This is a genomic window from Janthinobacterium sp. HH106 (assembly GCF_001758725.1).
In the GTDB taxonomy this organism is placed as follows: Bacteria; Pseudomonadota; Gammaproteobacteria; order Burkholderiales; family Burkholderiaceae_D; genus Janthinobacterium.
Genome location: NZ_LRIC01000062.1, coordinates 16428 through 36421, shown reverse-complemented (window position 1 = coordinate 36421; position 19994 = coordinate 16428). Strand labels below are relative to the sequence as shown.

Sequence of the window (19994 nt, the reverse complement as noted above, 5' to 3'; positions counted from 1 at the left end):
CAGACTGGGCCCGCATGACGGTGGCCGCTGGCTGCCTGCGCGCACCTAGCGAGGCTAAAGTTGAAAGAGTACACAGCAGTTGTCACGCAGCAGATCAAGGAACAGGTTTCCAAAGTCAAAGAAATCTTCCGCGACCATTCCCTTGCACCGGACACCTTCGACGCCGCGCGCGACGATGCCTTGCCCCTGCGTTCCGAGTTATTCAGCGCCATGCAGATGGCGGCCCACGGCAAGCATGTGGCCGCCGGCCATGCGGTGGGCAGGCATCATGGCCGCGACCGCCTGTTGGCGCGCCTGGCCGACAATGCGGCCCTCATCACGGCCACCGTCAATGAGCTGACGGCGACTGTCAAAAGCGGGCGCCAGGTCACGCCCGCCTCGGAGTGGCTGCTCGATAATTTTTATCTGATCGAAGAGCAGATCCGCACCACGCGGCGCCACTTGCCGAAGAATTACAGCAAGGAGTTGCCACGGCTGAGTTCCGGCGTGGATGCCGGCTGCCCGCGCGTGTATAAAATCGCGCTGGAAATCATCTCGCACGGCGATGGCAGGGTCGACCTGGAAAACCTCTGCCACTTCGTCGAGGCTTACCAGGACGTGGCCACCTTGACCCTGGGTGAACTGTGGGCCGTGCCCATCATGCTGCGTCTGGCGCTGATCGAAAACCTGCGCCGCGTTGCCGCGCGCGTGGCCGACGACCGCATGCAGCGCGACCTGGCCAACACCTGGGCCGACCAGATGACGGAGATCGCCGAGCGCAATCCCAGCGGCTTGATCCTGCTCGTGGCGGACATGGCCCGTTCGAATCCGCCGATGACCAGCGCCTTCGTGGCCGAATTGTCGCGCCGCCTGCAGGGACAGAGTTCCTCGCTGACCCTGGCGCTGTCGTGGCTGACGCACAAGCTGGCCGAGTCGGGCCTCACCATCGAGCAGCAGATCCAGTCCGAGATCGGGCAGCAGGCGGCCGACCAGGTATCGATCGCCAACAGCATCGGCAGCCTGCGTTTTCTCGGCACCATGGATTGGCAGGAATTCGTCGAGACCATGAGCGTGGTCGAGCAAACCTTGCGCCTGGACCCGGCCGGTACGTATGGCTTGATGGATTTCGCCACGCGCGACAGCTACCGCCACGCCATCGAACGCATCGCCAAGCGCAGCGCGCGCAGCGAAGTGGAAGTGGCCGAGATGGCGGTGCAGCTGGCGCACACGCACGGCAATGGCAATGACGCGCGCCGCGGCCACATCGGCTTTTACCTGGTCGGGCGCGGCGTGCTGGTGCTGGAAAAGCAGGCTGGCGCCAGACTGCCGTTCATCGAGGCGCTGCAGCATACGGCGCGCGCCGCGCCGCTGGCCAGCTATCTGGGCGCCATTGCGTTCCTGACCCTGGCGACGAGCGCCCTGCTGCTCGAGCGCGCCGTGCGCCATGGCGTGCAGGGCTGGCCCCTGGCGGCGCTGGGCGCGCTGGCGCTGCTGGGCAGCAGCCAGCTGGCCGTGGCCGTGGTGAACTGGCTGGCAACCCTGATGACGTCGCCGCATCCGCTGCCGCGCATGGATTACCGGTCCGGCATTCCGTCCGATGCGCGCGGCATCGTCGTGGTGCCGACCTTGATCTACAGCGCGGAAAACGTGGCGGCCCTGTGCGAGGCGCTGGAAGTGCGTTATCTCGCCAACCGCGACCCGAACCTGCGTTTCTGCCTGCTGACGGATTTTGTCGACGCGCAGGCGCAAACCCTGCCCGGCGACGAAGCCTTGCTGAACCAGGCGCAGGAGACCATCCGTGGCCTGAACGAGAAATACCGCGTGGAGGGAGCCGAGTTCAAGGACAACGGCGACCCGGCCGATCCGGAAGAGCTGGGCCATGTGGGGCCGTTCCTGCTGCTGCATCGTCCGCGCCTGTGGAATTCGCAGCAAAACGCGTGGATGGGGCAAGAGCGCAAGCGCGGCAAATTGTCCGACCTGCACGCGTTTTTGCGCGGCGGCGCGCGCGACAAATTCTCTCTGGTGGAAGGCGAGTTGCGCGGCCTGCGCACGATCAAATACGTGATCACGCTCGACACCGATACGCAGCTGCCGCGCGACGCGGCGCGCGAATTCATCGCCACCATGATGCACCCGCTGAACCGTCCCGTGCTCGACGCGGCCGGCACGCGCGTGGTGGCCGGCTACGGCATCCTGCAGCCGCGCGTGGCCGTGGCCCTGCCCAGCGCGAACGCGTCGCGCTACGAGCTGCTGTGCGGCGGCGAACCGGGCATTGACCCGTACACGCGCACCGTCTCCGACCTGTACCAGGACGTGTTTTATGAAGGCTCGTTCATCGGCAAGGGCATCTATGACCTCGACATGTTCGAGCGCGTGCTGGGCCAGCGCCTGCCCGACAATAAAATCCTCAGCCACGATTTGCTGGAAGGCTGTTATTTGCGCGCCGGCCTGCTCAGCGATTCGCAGCTGTATGAAGAATATCCGGCCCGCTACGACGCCGACGTCAGCCGCCGCCAGCGCTGGATCCGCGGCGACTGGCAGCTGATCGGCTGGCTGCTGGGGCGGGTGCCGGGCCGCGCCGGCAAGCGCGAACGCAATCCTTTGTCGATGCTGTCGCGCTGGAAGCTGTTCGACAACCTGCGCCGCAGCGTCGTGGCGCCGGCCACCACCGTGTCCCTGTTGCTGGTGTGGGGCTTTCTGCCGCACGTGGCCTTCTGGAGCGCGGCCGTGCTGGCCATCATCTTCCTGCCGCCCGTGTTTTCGGCCCTGTACGATCTGCTGCGCAAACCGCGCGACACCCTGTGGCGCCAGCATCTGGCCGCGTTCGAGCGGCGCTGCGGCGTGCAGTTTTCGCACGCCATGCTGACCCTCGTCTTCCTGCCGTATGAAGCGTGGATCAGCCTGGACGCCATCGCGCGCACGCTGTGGCGCCTGGGCGTGTCGCACAAGCATTTGCTCGACTGGCGCGCCTCGAACCTGCACAGCTCTTCCGGCAGTCAAGCCGACAGCTGGCGCGCCATGTGGTGCTCGCCCGCGCTGGCACTGGCCACCTTCGGCGCCTTGCTCTACTGGCGCCCGGCCGCCTTGCCGGCCGCCGCCGTGGTACTGCTGTTGTGGCTGGCCGCGCCCGCCATCGCCTGGTGGATCAGCCGCCCCATCGAGCGGGCCGTGGCGCGCCTGTCGGCCGAGCAGGGGCGTTTCCTGCATGGCGTGGCGCGCAAGACCTGGGCGTATTTCGATACCTTCGTCGGGCCGGACGACCACTGGCTGCCGCCCGATAACATGCAGGAACACCCGAACCTCGTGGTGGCGCACCGCACCTCGCCGACGAATATCGGCCTGGCGCTGCTGGCCAACCTGACGGCCTACGATTTCGGCTACATCACCCTCGGCCAGTTGATCGAGCGCAGCCGCGCTACCCTGCACAGCATGGGCGAGCTGGAACGCTTCCAGGGCCATTTCTATAACTGGTACGACACGCAAACGCTTAAGGCGCTGCAGCCGATGTACATCTCGACGGTCGACAGCGGCAACCTGGCCGGCCATCTGCTGACCTTGCAGCCGGGACTGGTGGAACTGTACGACGCTCCCATCATCGGCGCGCAAGTGGTGCAGGGCATCCGCACGACGGCGCAGGTGCTGCAGGAATTCATCGCCGCCGAAGGCGAGGGCAAGGCCATGCGCGAGAGCATGAGCCTGTTGCAGGCGTCCGCCGCGCCCGCCACCCTGGCCGAATGGCATGCTTATCTCGCCGCCGCGAATGGCGCGGCCGATGCGCTGCTGTCGCTGACCCTGCAAAGCGAGGATGGCGAGCTGTCCATGTGGACGGGCGCGCTGGCGCGCCAGTGCCGCGCGGCGCTGGCCGAATTGCTGCAACTGGCGCCGTGGGCGGCGCAGGCGGGTGTCGATCCTGCTTGGCTGCGCGTGCCGACCCTGCGCGAACTGGCCAACCTGGAGGTGCCCGAAGGCACGCCATCGGAGCTGGCCGCCCTGCTGGCGCAAGGCCGCGAACAGGCCGGCCGCCACATGCGCGACATCGCCCACGCGGCGGGCCAGGCGCGCGACTTCGCGCAGATCGAATACGGCTTCCTGTACAACCCGTCGACCAAGCTGCTGGCCATCGGCTACAACGTCAGCGAACGGCGCCTGGACCCCAGCTATTACGATTTATTGGCTTCCGAAGTGCGCCTGGCCAGCTTCATCGCCATCGCCCAGGGGCAGCTGCCGCAGGAGCACTGGTTCGCCCTGGGCCGCCAGCTGTGCATGGTGGCCGGCCAGCCCGTGCTGCTGTCTTGGAGCGGCTCGATGTTCGAGTACCTGATGCCGCTGCTCGTGATGCCGAACTACCCGAATACCCTGCTCGACCAGACCTACCATTCCGTCATCGAGGCGCAGATCGATTACGGGCGCCAGCGCGACGTGCCGTGGGGGATTTCCGAATCCGGCTACAACACGGTCGACGCCAGCCTGAATTACCAGTACCGCGCCTTTGGCGTGCCCGGCCTGGGCCTGAAGCGTGGCCTGGCCGACGACCTGGTGGTGGCGCCGTACGCCAGCATGATGGGCCTGATGGTGCAGCCGGAAGCGTCGTGCCAGAACCTGCAGCGCATGCAGGCGGCCGGCTACATGGGTCGCTACGGCTTTTTTGAAGCCATCGATTTCACCACCGCGCGCCTGCCGCGCGGGCAGGGCAGCGCCGTCATCCGCTCCTTCATGGTGCACCACCAGGGCATGGGCTTTCTGGCCCTCAGCTACCTGCTGCACGACCGGCCGATGCAGCGCCGTTTCGAGTCCGATCCGCTGCTGCAATCGGCCTTGCTGGTGCTGCAGGAACGCACGCCGCAGGCCGGCGCGTTTTACTCGAACACGGCCGAACTGGCGGTGCTGCGCAGCGGCGCGCCCGAGCAGGCCATGCCGATGCGCATCCTCACGCAGGCCAACAGCGCCGTGCCCGAAACGCAGCTGCTGTCAAACGGCCGCTACCACGTCATGGTGAGCAATGCGGGCGGCAGCTACAGCCGCTGGAAAGACCTGTCCGTGACGCGCTGGCGCGAAGACAGCACGCGCGACAACTGGGGCAATTTCTGCTACCTGCGCGACCTCGACGACGGTGAAGTCTGGTCCACCATGTACCAGCCGACCCTGGCCGAACCGAAGAAATACGAAGTGATTTTTTCGGAAGGGCGGGCCGAGTTCCGCCGTGCCGACCATGGCCTCGACCTGTACACGGAAATCGTCGTCTCGCCCGAGGACGACATCGAAATCCGCCGCACGCGGATCAGCAATAATTCGAACCGCCAGCGGCGCATCGAGATCACCAGTTTTGCCGAAGTGGTGATGGCGCCGGCGGCGGCCGATGCGGCCCATCCCGCATTCAGCAAGCTGTTCGTGCAGACGGAAATCCTCGCGCATGAAAAGGCGATTTTATGCACGCGCCGGCCCCGCTCGAAAGACGAGCAGATGCCGTGGCTGCTGCATGTGATGACGGTGCACGATATCGAGCGCTACGAAGTGTCGTTCGAGACGGACCGCGCGCGCTTCATCGGCCGCGGCAACACGGCGCAGCTGCCGCAGGCGCTGCAGGACGACGGGCCGCTCAGCGGCGGCCACGGCTCCGTGCTCGACCCCATCGTGGCCATCCGCTACGTCATCACGCTCGAACCCGACCAGGCCGTCACCGTCGACAGCGTCACCGGCATGGTGGAGCAGCGCGAGGCGGCGCTGCACCTGATCGACAAATACCAGGACCGCCATCTGGCCGACCGGGTCTTCGAACTGGCCTGGACGCACAGCCAGGTGGTGCTGCGCCAGTTGAACGCCAGCGAAGCGGACGCGCAGCTGTATGCGCGCCTGGCCAACGCCGTGATCTACCCGAATGCGGCCTTGCGCGCCGAAGCGAGCATCCTGATCAAGAACCAGCGCGGCCAGTCCGGCCTGTGGGCGTATGCGATTTCCGGCGACCTGCCCATTGTGCTGCTGCAGATACGCGACGCGGCCAATATCGAACTGGCGCGCCAGATGGTGCAGGCGCATGCCTATTGGCGCCTGAAAGGATTGATCGTCGACCTGGTGATCTGGTACGAAGAGCAGTCGGGCTACCGCCAGCTGCTGCACGACCAGATCATGGGCTTGATCGCCTCGGGCATCGATGCGCAGGCGATCGACCGCCCGGGCGGCATCTTCGTGCGCCTGGCCGAGCAGATCGCCAACGAAGACCGCATCTTGCTGCAATCGGTGGCGCGCGCCATCATCAGCGATTTGCGCGGCACCCTGGCCGAGCAGGTCAAGCGTCCGCCGAGCCCCGTGCTGCGCATGCCGCCGCTGCTGCAGGACCCGGCACGCGAGCATGGCGGCGTGCCGCACCGGGCGCCGCAGCGCGAGCTGATCCTGGAAAATGGCCTCGGCGGTTTCACGCCCGATGGGCGCGAATACGTGATCACCACGGCAGAAGGCAAGCAGACGCCGGCGCCGTGGTCGAACGTGCTGGCCAATGCGCAGTTCGGCACGGTGGTGTCGGAAGCCGGCCAGGCGTACACGTGGAGCGAGAACGCGCATGAATTCCGCCTTACGCCATGGCAGAACGACCCCGTGTCCGACCTGTCGGGCGAAGCGTTTTATGTGCGCGACGAGCAGACCGGCCAGTTCTGGTCGCCTTCGTCCCTGCCCGCGCGCGGCAGCGGCGACTACGTGACGCGCCACGGTTTCGGCTACAGCATTTTTGAGCACAGCGAGGGCGGCATCGCCACCGAACTGTGCACCTATGTGGCGCTTGATGCGGCCGTCAAATACTCGGTCATCAAGGTGCGCAACGACAGCGGCGTGCCGCGCCGTCTGTCCGTCACCGGCTACGTGGAATGGGTGATGGCCGACCTGCGCGCCAAGTCCGGCATGCATGTGGCCACCGAAGTCGATACGATCAGCGGCGCGCTGTTTGCGCGCAATAACTACAACACGGAGTTTTCCGGCCGCGTCGGCTTTTTCAATACGGACGCCAGCATCCGCTCCATCACCTGCGACCGTAATGAATTCATCGGCCGCAACGGCAGCCTGGCGCAGCCGGCGGCGCTGCGCCGCGTGCGCCTGTCCGGCAAGGCGGGCACGGGGCTGGACCAGTGTGCCGCCATCCAGGTACCGTTCGAACTGCAGCCGGGACAGGAGCGCGAAATCGTCTTCCTGCTCGGCGTGGGCGGGCGCCGCAATACCGACGCCAGCACCATGGTGCAGCGCCATGCGGGCAAGGAAGCGGCCCGCATGGCGCTCGACGCGGTACGCGCGCACTGGGACACCACTCTGGGCGCGGTGCGCATCGAAACGCCCGACCCGTCGCTCGACGTGATCGCCAATGGCTGGCTGATGTACCAGACCATCGCCTGCCGTCTGTGGGCGCGCAGCGGCTATTACCAGTCGGGCGGCGCCTACGGTTTCCGCGACCAGCTGCAGGACGCGATGGCGATGATCCACACGGCGCCGCAATTGCTGCGCAAGCACTTGCTGCTGTGTGCGGCGCACCAGTTTGTCGAAGGCGACGTGCAGCATTGGTGGCATCCGCCGTCGGACCGGGGCGTGCGCACGCACTGCTCCGACGATTACCTGTGGTTGCCGCTGGCCGCCTGCCGCTATGTGATCGCCACGGGCGACGTCAACGTGCTGTCGGAAGTGGCGCCCTTCATCGAGGGGCGGGCCGTCAAGCCGGAAGAGGATTCCTACTATGACTTGCCCATGCGTTCGGGCGAGTCGGCCGACCTGTACGAGCATTGCGTGCGCGCCATCCGCCATGGCTTGCGCATGGGCGTGCACGGCTTGCCGCTGATCGGTTCCTGCGACTGGAACGACGGCATGGACAAGGTGGGCGAACATGGCAAGGGCGAGAGCGTCTGGCTGGCCTTCTTCCTGTACGAAGTGCTGCAGCGTTTCGCCGAAGTGGCCATGCTGCGCGGCGACGCCGCATTCGCCCAGTTCTGCCGCGACGAAGCCGTGAAACTGGCGGCCAACGTCGAGGAGCATGCATGGGATGGCGAGTGGTACCGGCGCGCGTATTTCGACGACGGCACGCCACTGGGCTCGCACACGAACGAGGAATGCCAGATCGATTCGATTTCGCAAAGCTGGGGCGTGCTGTCGGGCGCCGCCAACAAGGAGCGGGTCGCCGGCGCCATGCGCCAGGTCGACGCGCGCCTCGTGCGCCGCGATTCCGGCGTGATCCAGCTGCTCGACCCGCCGTTCGACAAGGCCGACCTCAATCCCGGCTACATCCGCGGCTATGTGCCGGGCGTGCGCGAAAACGGCGGCCAGTACACGCATGCTGCCATCTGGACGGCGATGGCGTTTGCCCGCATGGGCGACGGCGAAAAGGCGTGGGAGCTGCTGCGCATGATCAATCCCGTGCGCCATGGCGTCGACGCGCAGGCGGTGGCGCGCTACAAGGTGGAACCGTACGTGGTGACGGCCGACGTGTATGCCGTGGCGCCGCACGTGGGACGCGGCGGCTGGAGCTGGTACACGGGATCGTCGGGCTGGCTGTACCGCCTGATCGTCGAATCCCTGCTCGGCTTGACGCGCGAAGCGAACGTGCTGCGTCTGGCGCCGTCCATGCCGGCCGAATGGGACAGCTTCAAGCTGCACTACCGTTTCGGCGCCAGCAACTATGCCATCACGGTGGAGCAGGCGCAGGGGCGGCCCGCGGGGCTGTCGCTCGATGGCGTGGCGCAGGGTGGCAACAGCATCGCCCTGCGCGACGAGGGCCGCGAGTATGCGGTGCTACTGCTGCTGTAGTCTTGTCGTTGTGTCTTGCCACTTCTCGTGTTCGGGGCGGCGCCGGCCAGCCAGCAGGATCAGGCCGGCGCCAAATAGCAGCAAATCGCGCGTGCGCACTTCGGGCGCGGATGGTGTCGCCGTCTGGTGGTGACGCAAGGGGGCCGCCATGGCGGCGGCAGGCTGGCTGGCGCAAGCGGCCAGGCACAGCGCCGCCACGTTTCTATTCAACTGCATATATTCCTCAAGAAAGCGCGCTGACCGTTCCGGATCGGCGCGCCGGTATTCATGCCGCCGATATTGTAATTATGAGCATGAATATTGTAAATGGGAAATTATACAGGGTTGTCTCAAAATCCCAGGGCGGCGCCCGCGCCCAGCAGGGTGGCCACGCCCAGCACGGCAAAGACCAGGGCCGCGATACCATGCACGAGGCGCAGCGGGACGCGGTTGGCGATCCTGTCGCCCAGGTAGACGGCCGGCACGTTGGCCAGCATCATGCCGAAGGTGGTGCCCAGCACGACGGAAACGATATCGTGGTAGCGCGCCGCCAGCGCCACCGTCGCCACCTGCGTCTTGTCTCCCATTTCCGCCATGAAGAAGGCGATCAGGGTGGTCAGGAAGACGCCGTATTTGGCCAGCTTGGTCTCGTCTTCATCGAGCTTGTCGGGGATCAGGGTCCAGGCGGCCATGGCCAAAAAGGAGACGCCCAGCACCCAGCGCAGCACGTCCGGGCCCAGCATGCTGGTGATCCAGGCGCCGACGGCGGCGGCGAACGCGTGGTTGGCGACGGTGGCGACGAAAATGGCCAGCACGATGGGCAAAGGCTTGCGGAATTTGGCGGCCAGCAGAAAGGCCAGCAGTTGGGTTTTGTCGCCGATTTCAGCGAGACCGACGATGCCGGTGGAGATGAGGAATGCTTCCATGAGATTGCAAGAGGTACGCGGGCCGGACGAATTAACCAATGATCCACGGGCGACTCCGGCCCATGCGGCCGCCCTGGATCAATGGTCTCGTCAAGTTTTGCAACCACCTGCACCATGGCCTGCGGGCCAATCATGTTGATACAGGTTCCCGCGGCAGGACCGCGGGACGACTACTCCCCAATGTTCGAGGCGCATCATACGCCTATGCGTGTTTCTGCGCCAGTGCCGCCGGCCCCGGGCGCCGTGCTGCGTGTGGAACTTCCACAACAATGATCGATTGCAAACAGACTCGACTTAGAATGCAGTTCTGTCCACGACTCCCAGATGGAATGCGCCATGCCGGTTCTTGTCCGCTTGCTTGCCCTGTGTTTGACCTTGTTTGCTCCCTTGACCGGCCTGTGCGCCGCCGCGCCCTTCGACGACAAGTTCCGCCAGCTGGAAGAACTGCTGCCCACGCCGAACAGCTACCGCACGGCGTCCGGCGCGCCGGGCCACGCCTACTGGCAGCAGCGCGCCGATTACGTGATCCGCGCCACGCTTGATGAAGTGCGCCGCGCCATCACGGCCAGCGAACAGATCACCTATCACAACCGTTCGCCCGACAGCCTCGCGTATCTGTGGCTGCAGCTGGACCAGAACGGTTTGCGCCAGGATGCCGACCAGCGCCGCGTATTGAGCGCGCCGTCGCGCCAGGCCTGGCTGAGCGGTAACGAAGACGAAGCGCTGAAATTCGAGGACTTGCGCGCCATCCATGCGGGGCGCGAATTTGACGGCGGCTTCAAGCTGACCGCCGTGAAAGCGGCCAGCGGCAAGCCGCTGCCGTATGTGGTCAACCAGACCATGCTGCGCATCGATCTGCCGGTGGCGCTGGCGCCCGGCCAGAGCGTCACGTTCAACATCGACTGGTCGTACCGGATCAATGACCAGAAGGTGCTCGTCGAGCGCTCCGGCTACGAGTATTTTGAAGACGACAAGAACACGATTTTCCAGATCGCGCAGTGGTTTCCCCGCATGGCCGCGTATTACGACGCCGTCGGCTGGCAGCACAAGCAATTTCTCGGCTCCGGGGAATTCACGCTCGAGTTTGGCGACTACGAGCTGTACCTGACCGTGCCGGCCGACCATGTGGTGGCCGCCACGGGCGAGCTGCAAAACCCTGGCGCCGTATTGAGCGCGGCGCAGCGCGAGCGCCTGGCGCGGGCGAAAAACAGCGCTACGCCGCTGCTGGTGATCACGCCCGCCGAGGCGCTGGCGGCGGAAAAGGGCAAGCCGGCGGGCATGAAAACCTGGCACTTCAAGGCGGCCAACGTGCGCGACGTGGCGTGGGCCTCGAGCCGCAAGTTCATCTGGGATGCGCAGGGGCTCGACAGCGGCGGCAAGCGCGTGATGGCCATGTCCTACTATCCGAACGAGGGCAATCCGCTGTGGCAGCAGTACAGCACGCGCGCCGTCGTGCATGCGATCGAGCAGTACAACAAATACAGTTTCGACTATCCGTATCCGAACGCGATTTCCGTCAATGGCGCCGTGGGCGGCATGGAGTATCCGATGATTGCGTTCAATGGCGGGCGCCCCGTGAAGGACAAGAAGACGGGGGAACTCACGTATTCGAAGACGGCCAAATATGACCTGATTGGCGTGATCATCCATGAAGTGGGGCACAATTATTTCCCCATGATCGTCAATTCGGACGAGCGCCAGTGGACGTGGATGGACGAGGGCCTCAACTCCTTCCTGCAGTACCTGGCCGAGCAGGCGTGGGAAGAGCATTTCCCCTCCTGGAATGGCGAGCCGCGCAAGATCGTCGACTACATGCGCAGCCAGAACCAGGTGCCCATCATGACCAATTCCGAGTCCCTGTTGCAGTTCACGGCGAACGCCTACGACAAGCCGGCCACGGCGCTCAACATCCTGCGTGAAACCATCCTCGGGCGTGAACTGTTCGACTTCGCCTTCAAGCAGTACGCCTTGCGCTGGAAGTTCAAGCGCCCGACGCCCGCCGACTTTTTTCGCACCATGGAAGACGCTTCCGGCACGGACCTGGACTGGTTCTGGCGCGGCTGGTTCTATACCACCGATGCGGTCGACATCAGCATCGACGGCATCAGCGAATACGGCGTGAGCACGAAGAATCCGGAAACGGAAAAGGCGTGGAAGAAGGCGCAGAAGGCGGCGCAGCCCATCTCGATCTCGGACCAGCGCAACAAGGCGCTGCCGAAGAAGGTGGATACCGATCCAGCGCTGAAGGATTTCTATAACCGGCACGATGAATTCACGGTCACCAACAAGGACCGCAACAGCTATGCGGAAGAGCAGGAAACGCTGGAGCCGTGGGAGCGGAAGCTGCTGGAACAGCGCAACATGGGCAAGCATCTGTACCTGGTCGATTTTTCGAATCTCGGCGGCCTGGTGATGCCGCTGATCCTGGAAATCGAACTGAAAAGCGGCAAGAAAATCATCGAGCGGGTGCCGGCCGAAGTGTGGCGCTACGCGCCGCACAAGATCAGCAAGGTGATCATCACGGACGAGCCGATGGTGGGCCTGGTGCAGGACCCGTACTGGGAGACGGCCGATATCGACACCAGCAATAACGCCTGGCCGCGAAAGATCACGCCGTCGCGCCTGGAGTTGTTCAAGCAGGACCGCGACAAGCATAATCTGATGAAGGATTTGAATACGCCGCTGAAGGCGCCCGAGGCCAAGCCGCAAGCCAGGGCAGATGAAAAATAGGGAAACAGCGCCGGCCGGTCCGGCGCTTTTTTCTGCCGGCCCGCGCCGGAAGTGCTATTCTGCGCGACGCCCCGGCGCACACGGACCGGGGCTTTCGCAAATCATTCAAAAGACGACCATGCAAACTTTGACCTTCCTGCGCGCGCTGGGCTGTGCGCTATTTTGCCAGCTAACGCTGGCTGCGCACGCCGATCCCCTCAGCTACGCGCGCTACGACCAGGTGCGCACGCGCGACCTGCAGCTGGACCTGAAAGCCGACTTCAAGCAAAAGACGCTCTCCGGCTATGCCGAGCTGTCCTTGAACTGGATCGATCCGGCGGCGCGCACGCTGGTGCTCGATACGCGCGATCTGTCGATCGCCAAGGTGCAGGTACAGGACAAGCGCGGCGCCTGGCAGATGGCGCCGTACCAGCTGGACAAGGCCGACCCGGAAAAGGGCCAGGCGCTGCGCATCACGACCACGGGCCAGCCGGGCAAGGTGCGCGTCTACTATCACACGGCGCCGAACGCCATCGCGCTGCAGTGGCTCACGCCGCAGCAGACGATGTCGGGCAAGCTGCCGTTCATGTTCAGCCAGTCGCAAAGCATCAACGCCCGCTCGTGGGTGCCGTCGCAGGATACGCCGGCCGTGCGCTTTACGTATAGCGCGCGCATCGAGGCACCAAGCGGCATGCGCGTCGTGATGAGCGCCGAGAACGACGAAAAGGCGACCGGCAAGGGCGGCTGGAAATTCAGGATGCCGCAGCCGATTCCCTCGTACCTGCTGGCCATCGCCATCGGCGAACTGGAAGTGCGTAAACTCGGTCCCCGTTCCGCCGTGTATGCGGAACCGCCGCGCATCAAGGCGGCCGAGTACGAGCTGGCCGATACGGAAAAGATGATCCAGGCAGCCGAAGCGCTGTATGGCCCGTATGGCTGGGGGCGCTACGACATGATCGTGCTGCCGCCATCGTTCCCTTACGGCGGCATGGAAAATCCGCGCCTGACCTTCCTCACGCCGACCATGATCGCGGGCGACCGCAGCCTGGTCGACCTGATCGCGCATGAACTGGCCCACTCATGGTCGGGCAACCTGGTCACCAACGCCTCGTGGAAGCACATGTGGCTCAACGAAGGCTTCACCACCTACGTCACGACGCGCATCGTCGAGCAGCTGTATGGCAGCGACGTGGCGCAGATGGGCGTGCAGGTCGACCAGGAAGAACTGGCCGCGTCGATCCGCGAATTGCCGGCTTCGAAAACGGCGCTGATCACGCGCGACGCCGATGCTAACCCGGCGGAAACGTACACGGACGACGGCATCATCTACCCGAAAGGCGCCTGGTTCCTGGCCACCATGGAGCGCCGCGCCGGCCGCGCCGTGTTCGACCCCTTCCTGCGCGGCTGGTTCGACCAGCATGCGTTCCAGAGCGTGACGACGGAGCAGTTCATCGCCTACTTGCGCAAGAACCTGCTGGCACAGCATCCGGACGTGATGCCGCAAGCGGAACTCGAGGAATGGCTGTATGGCACGGGCGTGCCGGCCAGCGCGCAGCGCGTCGTCTCGCCGCGCCTGGCGCTGCTCGACCAGCACCGCGACGCCTGGCTCAAGGGTGAGCTGTCCACCAGGGATCTGGGCATGGACAAGTGGATCGCCATCGAATCGATGCACTTCCTTAACGACATCAACAACAAGGCCAGCGCGGCGCAATTGCGTGAGCTGGACCAGGTCTACGGCGTGGGCAAGAGCGGCAATAATGAAGTGGCCTACCGCTTCTACCTGGCCTCCGTGAACGCCGGCTACGACGTGCGTCAGCCCTTGCAGGCATTCCTGCTGAGCGTGGGCCGCCAGAAGTTCGTCGTGCCCCTGTACAGCGCCTTGATGAAGACGCCGCAGGGCCATGCCTGGGCCCAGGACGTGTATGCGCAGGCGCGCGAACGCTACCACCCGGTGACGCAGGAAAGCGTCGATAAATTGATGGCCGCGCAAGCGCATTGAACCTTTCTTTGGACACCTTGACCATGCATACCATGAACCGTCTCGCCGCCGCCATCGTGCTGGCGTTTTCCAGCATCGCCGTGCCGGCGCTGGCATTTGACGCCGCCCCCGTCGTTGCCGCTGCGCCCGCGCCCGCGCCGGCCTTTGATCTTGAGCGCGACGTCGCCACCGCCCTGAAAGTGTTCGACGTGCCCGGCATGGCGATCGCCATCGTCAAGGATGGCAAAGTCGTCACCGCCAAGGGTTTTGGCGTGCGCAAGCTGGGCGAAGCGGCCGCCGTCGATGCGCAGACCGTGTTCGAGGTGGCATCGAACTCGAAGGGTTTTACGGCAGCCGCGCTGGCCATGCTGGTCGACGAGGGCAAGCTGGCCTGGGACGATCCCGTCACCAAGCATCTGCCCGGCTTCCAGATGCACGATTCCTACGTCACGGGCGCCATGACCATCCGCGATCTGCTGACGCACCGCAGCGGCCTGGGCTTGGGTGCCGGCGACTTGCTGTGGTGGCCCACCACCACGTTCAGCACCGACGAGATTATCGAGAAGCTGCGCTACATCCGTCCCGCCACGAGTTTTCGCAACAGCTATGCCTACGATAACCTGCTGTACATCGTGGCCGGCAAGATCATCGCCGACAAGGCCGGAAAAAGCTGGGGCGAGGCCATGCATGAACGCATCCTGGCGCCGCTGGGCATGACGGGCACCACCACCAGCCTGGCCGAGAATGCGGGCAATCCCGACGTCGCCAGCGCGCACAGCAAGATCGACGGCAAGATCGCCGCCGTCAAGTCGATGCCCGTGCCGAACGCCGTGGGTGCCGTCGGCATCAACACAAATGCGGAAGACATCGCCAAGTGGATGATGGTGCTGCTCGACGGCGGCAAGATCGCCGGCGTGCAGGACAAGGACGGCAAGGAAGCGCGTCTGTTCAGCGAAAAGCAGGGCCGCGAAATGTGGACGGCGCAAACGCCGATCAAGATCCCCGAGCCGAAACCGGCATTGGCCGCGACGAAACCGAACTTCAGCGCGTATGGCCTGGGCTTCCAGCTGCGCGACTACAAGGGCATGAAGGTCGCCATGCACGGCGGCGCGCTGCAGGGATTCTATTCGCGCGTGGTGATGGTGCCGGAAGCGAAATTGGGCGTGGCCATCCTCACCAATGCGGAAAATGGCGGTTCGATGACGGCGCTGCAATGGCGCATCCTCGACCATTACCTGCAGGCGGCGCCGTCGGACTGGCTGGCGCTGGTGGCCAAGGTGGAGCAGGACCAGCATGCGGAAGAAGTGAAAAAGCAGGGCAAGGCGTCGAGCGCGCGCGCGGCGAAATCGCAGCCATCGCTGCCGCTGGCGGCGTATGACGGCGAGTATGAAGACGCCTGGTACGGCAAGGTCGTGATCAAGCCGGAAGGGAAAAAACATATCCTCAGTTTTACGCGCACGCCGGACCTGACGGGCGAGCTGGAACACTGGCAGCACGACACCTTCATCGTGCGCTGGAAAGAGCGCAATTTCAACGCCGACGCCTACGTGACGTTCTCGCTCAATCCCGACGGCAGCATCGACCGGGTGAAGATGGCGCCCGTGTCGGCCGAGACGGATTTCAGCTACGACTTCCAGGACCTGAGCCTGGTGCCGGTGAAGCCGAAGGAAGCGAAGAAATAAAGAATCGATACCAAAACCGCAGCCTGTGCTGCGGTTTTTTTTCGCCCGTTGCCATGCAAATGCGCGGCGCAAGGGCGGCGGGCCGGTTTTTATTCCATGAAATGGCATGAAATGAAAACGTTATCTTGTTTTCTTGTTTGAGTATTTAGTAACTTTCTTTGGTGCTACTATTTTTATGCGCTATACGTCTATCGATAGATGGAAGTTGGCGGCTGGCGTTCTGCCCTGGTTTTTTATAACGATGAACTTTTTTTGCTAACGGGATAAAAATGATCAATTTCAAGAAAGCCGTATTTGTCTTCTGTGCCGCTGTCGGTTTCGCCGGTGCCGTCAGTTCGAGTGCATATGCCTTGCCGTCGCGTGAAACGTGTGAGGAAGCCCGCGATTCCTGTCTCGCCGATGGCAATGAAAACGACTGCGCGCTGGTGCGTCGCCTGTGCGGCGTGTACGGCATTCACATCTGAGCGTGCTGCTGCCTGCGTGCACGCGCTGTTGTGATCTTCCAGTTCACTAGTTTCTAGATCGGCTCAACTCTTTGGGAGTGAAATAAAAATGATCGATGTGAAAAAGGCGATATTTGTCTTCTGCGCCGCCGTTGGTTTGGCCGGTGCCGTGAGCACCGCGTATGCGCAGCCGACACGCCGGGAGTGCATGCAGGCCCTGATTGACTGCACCGAAAATGGCACGGCGAGCCAGTGCATGCTTGTCTCGCGCTCTTGCGGTGTGTACGGCATTTACCTTTAAGGCGCGCTGCGCGCACAAGTCAATGGGGCGCGCCGTATCGGCCCGCCGCCATTGGCTTTTCTAGTGACTCAGGGTTTGACGAACTTCAAGGTCATGCGGTCGCTCTCGCCGATGGCCGTGTACCTGGCCCGGTCCACATCCTTGTTGGCGTAGGTGGGCGGCAGCGCCCAGACGCCGCCTTGATGGTCCGCCGTGTCTTTCGGATTGGCGTTGATGTCCGACTTGGCCGCCAGCTTGAAGCCCGCGTTCTCGGCCAGCTTGATCACATACGCTTCGTGCATGTAGCCGCTGCTGGCCGTGGCATCCTGCGTCTTGTGCGCCGGCAGGCGATGTTCAACGACGCCGAAGACGCCGCCCGGTTTCAGGCTGTCATACACTTCCTTGAACAGGGTCTGCATGCCCGCTTCGCTGATCGGTATCCAGTTGTGGATATTGCGGAAGGTGAGCACCATGTCGGCCGTGCCCTTGGGCGCGATGCGGTAGGTGGTGGGCGGTGCGAAGGCGCCGATTTCCACCTTGCCGAAGGCGGCCGGGTTGGCGTCGAGTTTTTGCTGGAAGCGCGCCGCGCCGCGGCGGGCACCTTCGCTGGCCGATTGCGGGTCGTTGCCGGCGGCGATCAGCTTGCCATTGTCGCGCAGGTAGGGCGCCAGGATCTCCGTGTACCAGCCGCCGCCGGGCGCCAGTTCCACCACCGTCATGGTCGGCTTGATGCCGAAGAACGTCAGCGTTTCATACGGGTGGCGGGCGCTGTCGCGCAGCGCGTTGGCTGGCGTGCGCGCACTGCCGGCGATGGCCGCCTTCAGGGCCGCGTCGCCCGTGTCTGCGGCCAGTGCCGCGCCGCTGCCGCCACAGGCCAGCATGACCGTCAGGGCCGCGGCCAGGGATACTCGCTTCATCATCATATGCTCCATGCGTGATTGGATCGGTTGGTGAATTGGTGGCGATCGCCATCAATGCCGATCATCGGGCAAGCACGCTGGCCGGTCAAGCGGATTCCGTCCCCCAGGCGGCGGCATACGGGGGCAACTCGCAGGTGTTGAGCGCATCGGCGATGGCCGTGCCACGGCCGTGCGTAAAGGGCAGTTCGCCCGTCCAGACGGCATGCGCCATGTCGTCCGCGTCGTCGAGTGGGCCGCCCTGGCGCTGCTTGACGGCATATTCGTCGAGCGCGATGCGCAGCACGGTGGTGGCCGCGTATTCCTTGGCGCTGCCGCCGCGCACGTGCGCCAGGCGTCCCGGCACCAGCTTTTCCATCAGCGCGTCCATGGCCGCATGCTGCCGGCCGATATCGCTTACTTTTTCAAACTGCCCGTACACCATCGCCGAACGGTAGTTCATCGTGTGATTGAAGGCGGAGCGCGCCAGCACCAGGCCGTCGAGATGGGTGATGGTCACGCAGACGTCGCTCTCTTGCAGGCGCTTGAGCATGCGGCTGCCGTTCGAACCATGGATGTACAGGTGGCCCTCGATGCGCCAGCAGGCGGTCGGGATGCAATGGCTGCCCTTGTCGTCGTGGAAGGCGATATGGCACAGGTAGGCGGCATCGACGATGGCGTACAGGGCGGCTTGCTCGTAGCTGGCCAGTTCGGCGACGCGGCGCACGCGGGTACGGGGGCTGGGAGGCAGGGCGGTAGCGGTCATGGCGGGAATCCGGTTGGTTGAAGAAGCAGGCCGCACTATAATCGGCATCTGGCCCTGAAAAAAGATCCAGAACTGCCAAATAATATAGAGCCACGATGAAAGGACGCATGGATTTCGCTTTGCTGCTGGACGCGTTCGAGCGCACGCACCGCGAGCGGGGCTGGCCGCGCCAGCGCCTGCTGCATGAATGCCTGCGCGCGGCGATCCGCGGCGGCCAGCTGGCGCCGGGCACGCGGCTGACTGCCACGCGCGTGCTGGCGGCCGAACTGGGCGTGGCGCGCAATACCGTGCTGTATGCCTACGAGCAACTGGCCAGCGAAGGGTTTGTCTTGCCGGACCGGCGCGGTACCGTCGTCGCCGGCGGCGCCGGCATGCCGGTGACGTCGCCAGTGAGCGGCGGCCAGGATGGCTTGTCGCGCCGCGCCCGGCATTTGCGCGGCGTGTCAGGACAGGATGCCAGCGCGGCGCTGGTGTTTCCCGCCGACGCCATGGGCGCGTTCGCGCCTGGGGTACCGGCGCTCGATGCATTTCCGCTGGCGCAGTGGCGGCGCATGCTGGACCGCGCGTGGCGCGCGCTGACGCCGGGCCAGCTCAATTACGGCGACCCTGCCGGCGAGCCCCAGCTGCGCATGGCCATCGCCGACCATTTGCGCGCCGCGCGCGGCGTCGTCTGCGATGCGGGCCAGGTGTTCATCACGGACGGCACGCAGAGCAGTCTTGATGTCTGCCTGCGCGCCTTTGCCGACCAGGGCGACACCTTGTGGATCGAGCATCCCGGCTATGGCGGCGCGCTGGCGGCGGGCCGTGGCGCCGGCTTGCAGGTGACCGGCGTCGCCGTCGACATCGATGGCATCGCGCCGACGGACGCCGACTGGCGCGATACGCCGCCGCGTCTGATCTACACGACGCCGTCGCACCAGTATCCGACGGGCAGCGTGCTCAGTCCCGCGCGCCGCATGGCGTTGCTCGAACGCGCGCGCGCGGCCAGAGCGCTGATCATCGAAGACGATTACGACAGCGAGTTTCGCCATGGCGGACCGCCCCTGGCGGCCATGCAGGGACTGGTGGCCGACGCGCCCGTCGTGTATCTGGGCACTTTCAGCAAGACCATGTTCCCCGCCTTGCGCATTGCCTTTATCGTCGTGCCGGCCGCGCTGGCCGGCGCCTTCGCGCAGATGCAGGCGCAGGGCGCCGCACGCGGCCGCGTCGCCGAGCAGCTGGCGCTGGCCGAGTTCCTGCGCAGTGGCCTGTTTGCGCGCCACGTGCGCCGCATGCGCAGGCTGTACCGCCAGCGCCGCGACGCCTTGAGCGAGGCCTTGCGGCGCCATGCGTGTGCGGGCGCGGCCATCCATGGCGGTACGGCCGGCATGCACCTGGCGCTGCGTTTTCACGATAGCGCATGGGATGACCTGGCGCTGAGCCGCCGCGCCGCGCAGGACGGCATCGTGGCGCTGGCGCTGTCCGCGCATGGCACCGGCGAGGGACCGGGCTGGAACGGTTTCCTGCTCGGTTATGCGCAGGTGCCGGCCGAGAACATGGATGGCCTGGCGCGCCGCCTGGGCGCGCTGCTGCCGGCGTGATGCG

11 protein-coding genes and 1 riboswitch are annotated in these 19994 nt (G+C 64.8%); of the genes, 7 read left to right on the top strand and 4 right to left on the bottom strand.

Annotation, left to right across the window (positions count from 1 at the left end; genetic code table 11):
- Positions 1 to 216: 216 nt before the first annotated feature.
- Positions 217 to 8751: a glucoamylase family protein gene (locus tag JAB8_RS24045; protein ID WP_254679586.1), complete on the top strand. Its 8535-nt coding sequence runs from the start codon at positions 217 to 219 to the stop codon at positions 8749 to 8751.
- On the opposite strand, the gene JAB8_RS24040 is transcribed toward JAB8_RS24045, so the two are convergent.
- Entirely contained in the window at positions 8737 to 8967 is a 231-nt protein-coding gene (locus JAB8_RS24040; protein ID WP_070291747.1) for a hypothetical protein, read from the bottom strand. The two genes, JAB8_RS24045 and JAB8_RS24040, sit on opposite strands and share 15 nt — an antisense overlap.
- A 113-nt stretch (positions 8968 to 9080) precedes the next feature.
- Positions 9081 to 9656: a TMEM165/GDT1 family protein gene (locus JAB8_RS24035; protein WP_070223416.1), complete on the bottom strand. Its 576-nt coding sequence runs from the start codon at positions 9654 to 9656 to the stop codon at positions 9081 to 9083.
- A gap of 9 nt (positions 9657 to 9665) precedes the next feature.
- A riboswitch (yybP-ykoY riboswitch) is annotated at positions 9666 to 9847 on the bottom strand.
- 145 nt (positions 9848 to 9992) lie between these two features.
- Here JAB8_RS24035 and JAB8_RS24030 point away from each other — a divergent pair.
- The 5 genes from JAB8_RS24030 (at position 9993) to JAB8_RS24010 (ending at position 16769) form a co-directional block, all read left to right on the top strand.
- A complete protein-coding gene (locus JAB8_RS24030) occupies positions 9993 to 12386 on the top strand; it encodes a M1 family metallopeptidase (RefSeq protein ID WP_070291746.1) in 2394 nt (797 codons plus the stop codon).
- A gap of 118 nt (positions 12387 to 12504) precedes the next feature.
- Complete coding sequence (locus tag JAB8_RS24025) at positions 12505 to 14364, top strand: M1 family metallopeptidase (RefSeq protein WP_070291745.1); 1860 nt, start codon at positions 12505 to 12507, stop codon at positions 14362 to 14364.
- Positions 14365 to 14387: 23 nt separating this feature from the next.
- Positions 14388 to 16025 (top strand): serine hydrolase, encoded by a 1638-nt coding sequence (locus JAB8_RS24020; RefSeq protein ID WP_070291758.1) that lies wholly within the window; start codon positions 14388 to 14390, stop codon positions 16023 to 16025.
- A 269-nt stretch (positions 16026 to 16294) separates the two neighbouring features.
- On the top strand, positions 16295 to 16489 hold the full coding sequence (locus tag JAB8_RS24015; RefSeq protein WP_070291744.1) for a hypothetical protein: 195 nt from the start codon (positions 16295 to 16297) through the stop codon (positions 16487 to 16489).
- Between the two features lie 88 nt (positions 16490 to 16577).
- A complete protein-coding gene (locus JAB8_RS24010; RefSeq protein WP_070223423.1) occupies positions 16578 to 16769 on the top strand; it encodes a hypothetical protein in 192 nt (63 codons plus the stop codon).
- A 68-nt stretch (positions 16770 to 16837) separates the two neighbouring features.
- On the opposite strand, the gene JAB8_RS24005 is transcribed toward JAB8_RS24010, so the two are convergent.
- Positions 16838 to 17665, bottom strand: coding sequence for a class I SAM-dependent methyltransferase (locus JAB8_RS24005; protein ID WP_070291757.1), 828 nt, complete (start codon positions 17663 to 17665; stop codon positions 16838 to 16840).
- Between the two features lie 88 nt (positions 17666 to 17753).
- Entirely contained in the window at positions 17754 to 18410 is a 657-nt protein-coding gene (locus tag JAB8_RS24000) for a pyridoxamine 5'-phosphate oxidase family protein (RefSeq protein WP_070291743.1), read from the bottom strand.
- Between the two features lie 107 nt (positions 18411 to 18517).
- On the opposite strand from JAB8_RS24000, the gene JAB8_RS23995 reads away from it, so the two are divergent.
- Positions 18518 to 19990: a PLP-dependent aminotransferase family protein gene (locus JAB8_RS23995; RefSeq protein WP_070291742.1), complete on the top strand. Its 1473-nt coding sequence runs from the start codon at positions 18518 to 18520 to the stop codon at positions 19988 to 19990.
- Positions 19991 to 19994 lie beyond the last annotated feature (4 nt).

What these genes read in the sequence shown, in the direction of transcription:
- JAB8_RS24045 (WP_254679586.1), top strand. Translation starts at nt 217, where the DNA reads ATGGCGGCCCACGGCAAGCATGTGGCCGCCGGCCATGCGGTGGGCAGG.
- JAB8_RS24040 (WP_070291747.1), bottom strand. Translation starts at nt 8,967, where the DNA reads ATGCAGTTGAATAGAAACGTGGCGGCGCTGTGCCTGGCCGCTTGCGCC.
- JAB8_RS24035 (WP_070223416.1), bottom strand. Translation starts at nt 9,656, where the DNA reads ATGGAAGCATTCCTCATCTCCACCGGCATCGTCGGTCTCGCTGAAATC.
- JAB8_RS24030 (WP_070291746.1), top strand. Translation starts at nt 9,993, where the DNA reads ATGCCGGTTCTTGTCCGCTTGCTTGCCCTGTGTTTGACCTTGTTTGCT.
- JAB8_RS24025 (WP_070291745.1), top strand. Translation starts at nt 12,505, where the DNA reads ATGCAAACTTTGACCTTCCTGCGCGCGCTGGGCTGTGCGCTATTTTGC.
- JAB8_RS24020 (WP_070291758.1), top strand. Translation starts at nt 14,388, where the DNA reads ATGCATACCATGAACCGTCTCGCCGCCGCCATCGTGCTGGCGTTTTCC.
- JAB8_RS24015 (WP_070291744.1), top strand. Translation starts at nt 16,295, where the DNA reads ATGATCAATTTCAAGAAAGCCGTATTTGTCTTCTGTGCCGCTGTCGGT.
- JAB8_RS24010 (WP_070223423.1), top strand. Translation starts at nt 16,578, where the DNA reads ATGATCGATGTGAAAAAGGCGATATTTGTCTTCTGCGCCGCCGTTGGT.
- JAB8_RS24005 (WP_070291757.1), bottom strand. Translation starts at nt 17,665, where the DNA reads ATGAAGCGAGTATCCCTGGCCGCGGCCCTGACGGTCATGCTGGCCTGT.
- JAB8_RS24000 (WP_070291743.1), bottom strand. Translation starts at nt 18,410, where the DNA reads ATGACCGCTACCGCCCTGCCTCCCAGCCCCCGTACCCGCGTGCGCCGC.
- JAB8_RS23995 (WP_070291742.1), top strand. Translation starts at nt 18,518, where the DNA reads ATGGATTTCGCTTTGCTGCTGGACGCGTTCGAGCGCACGCACCGCGAG.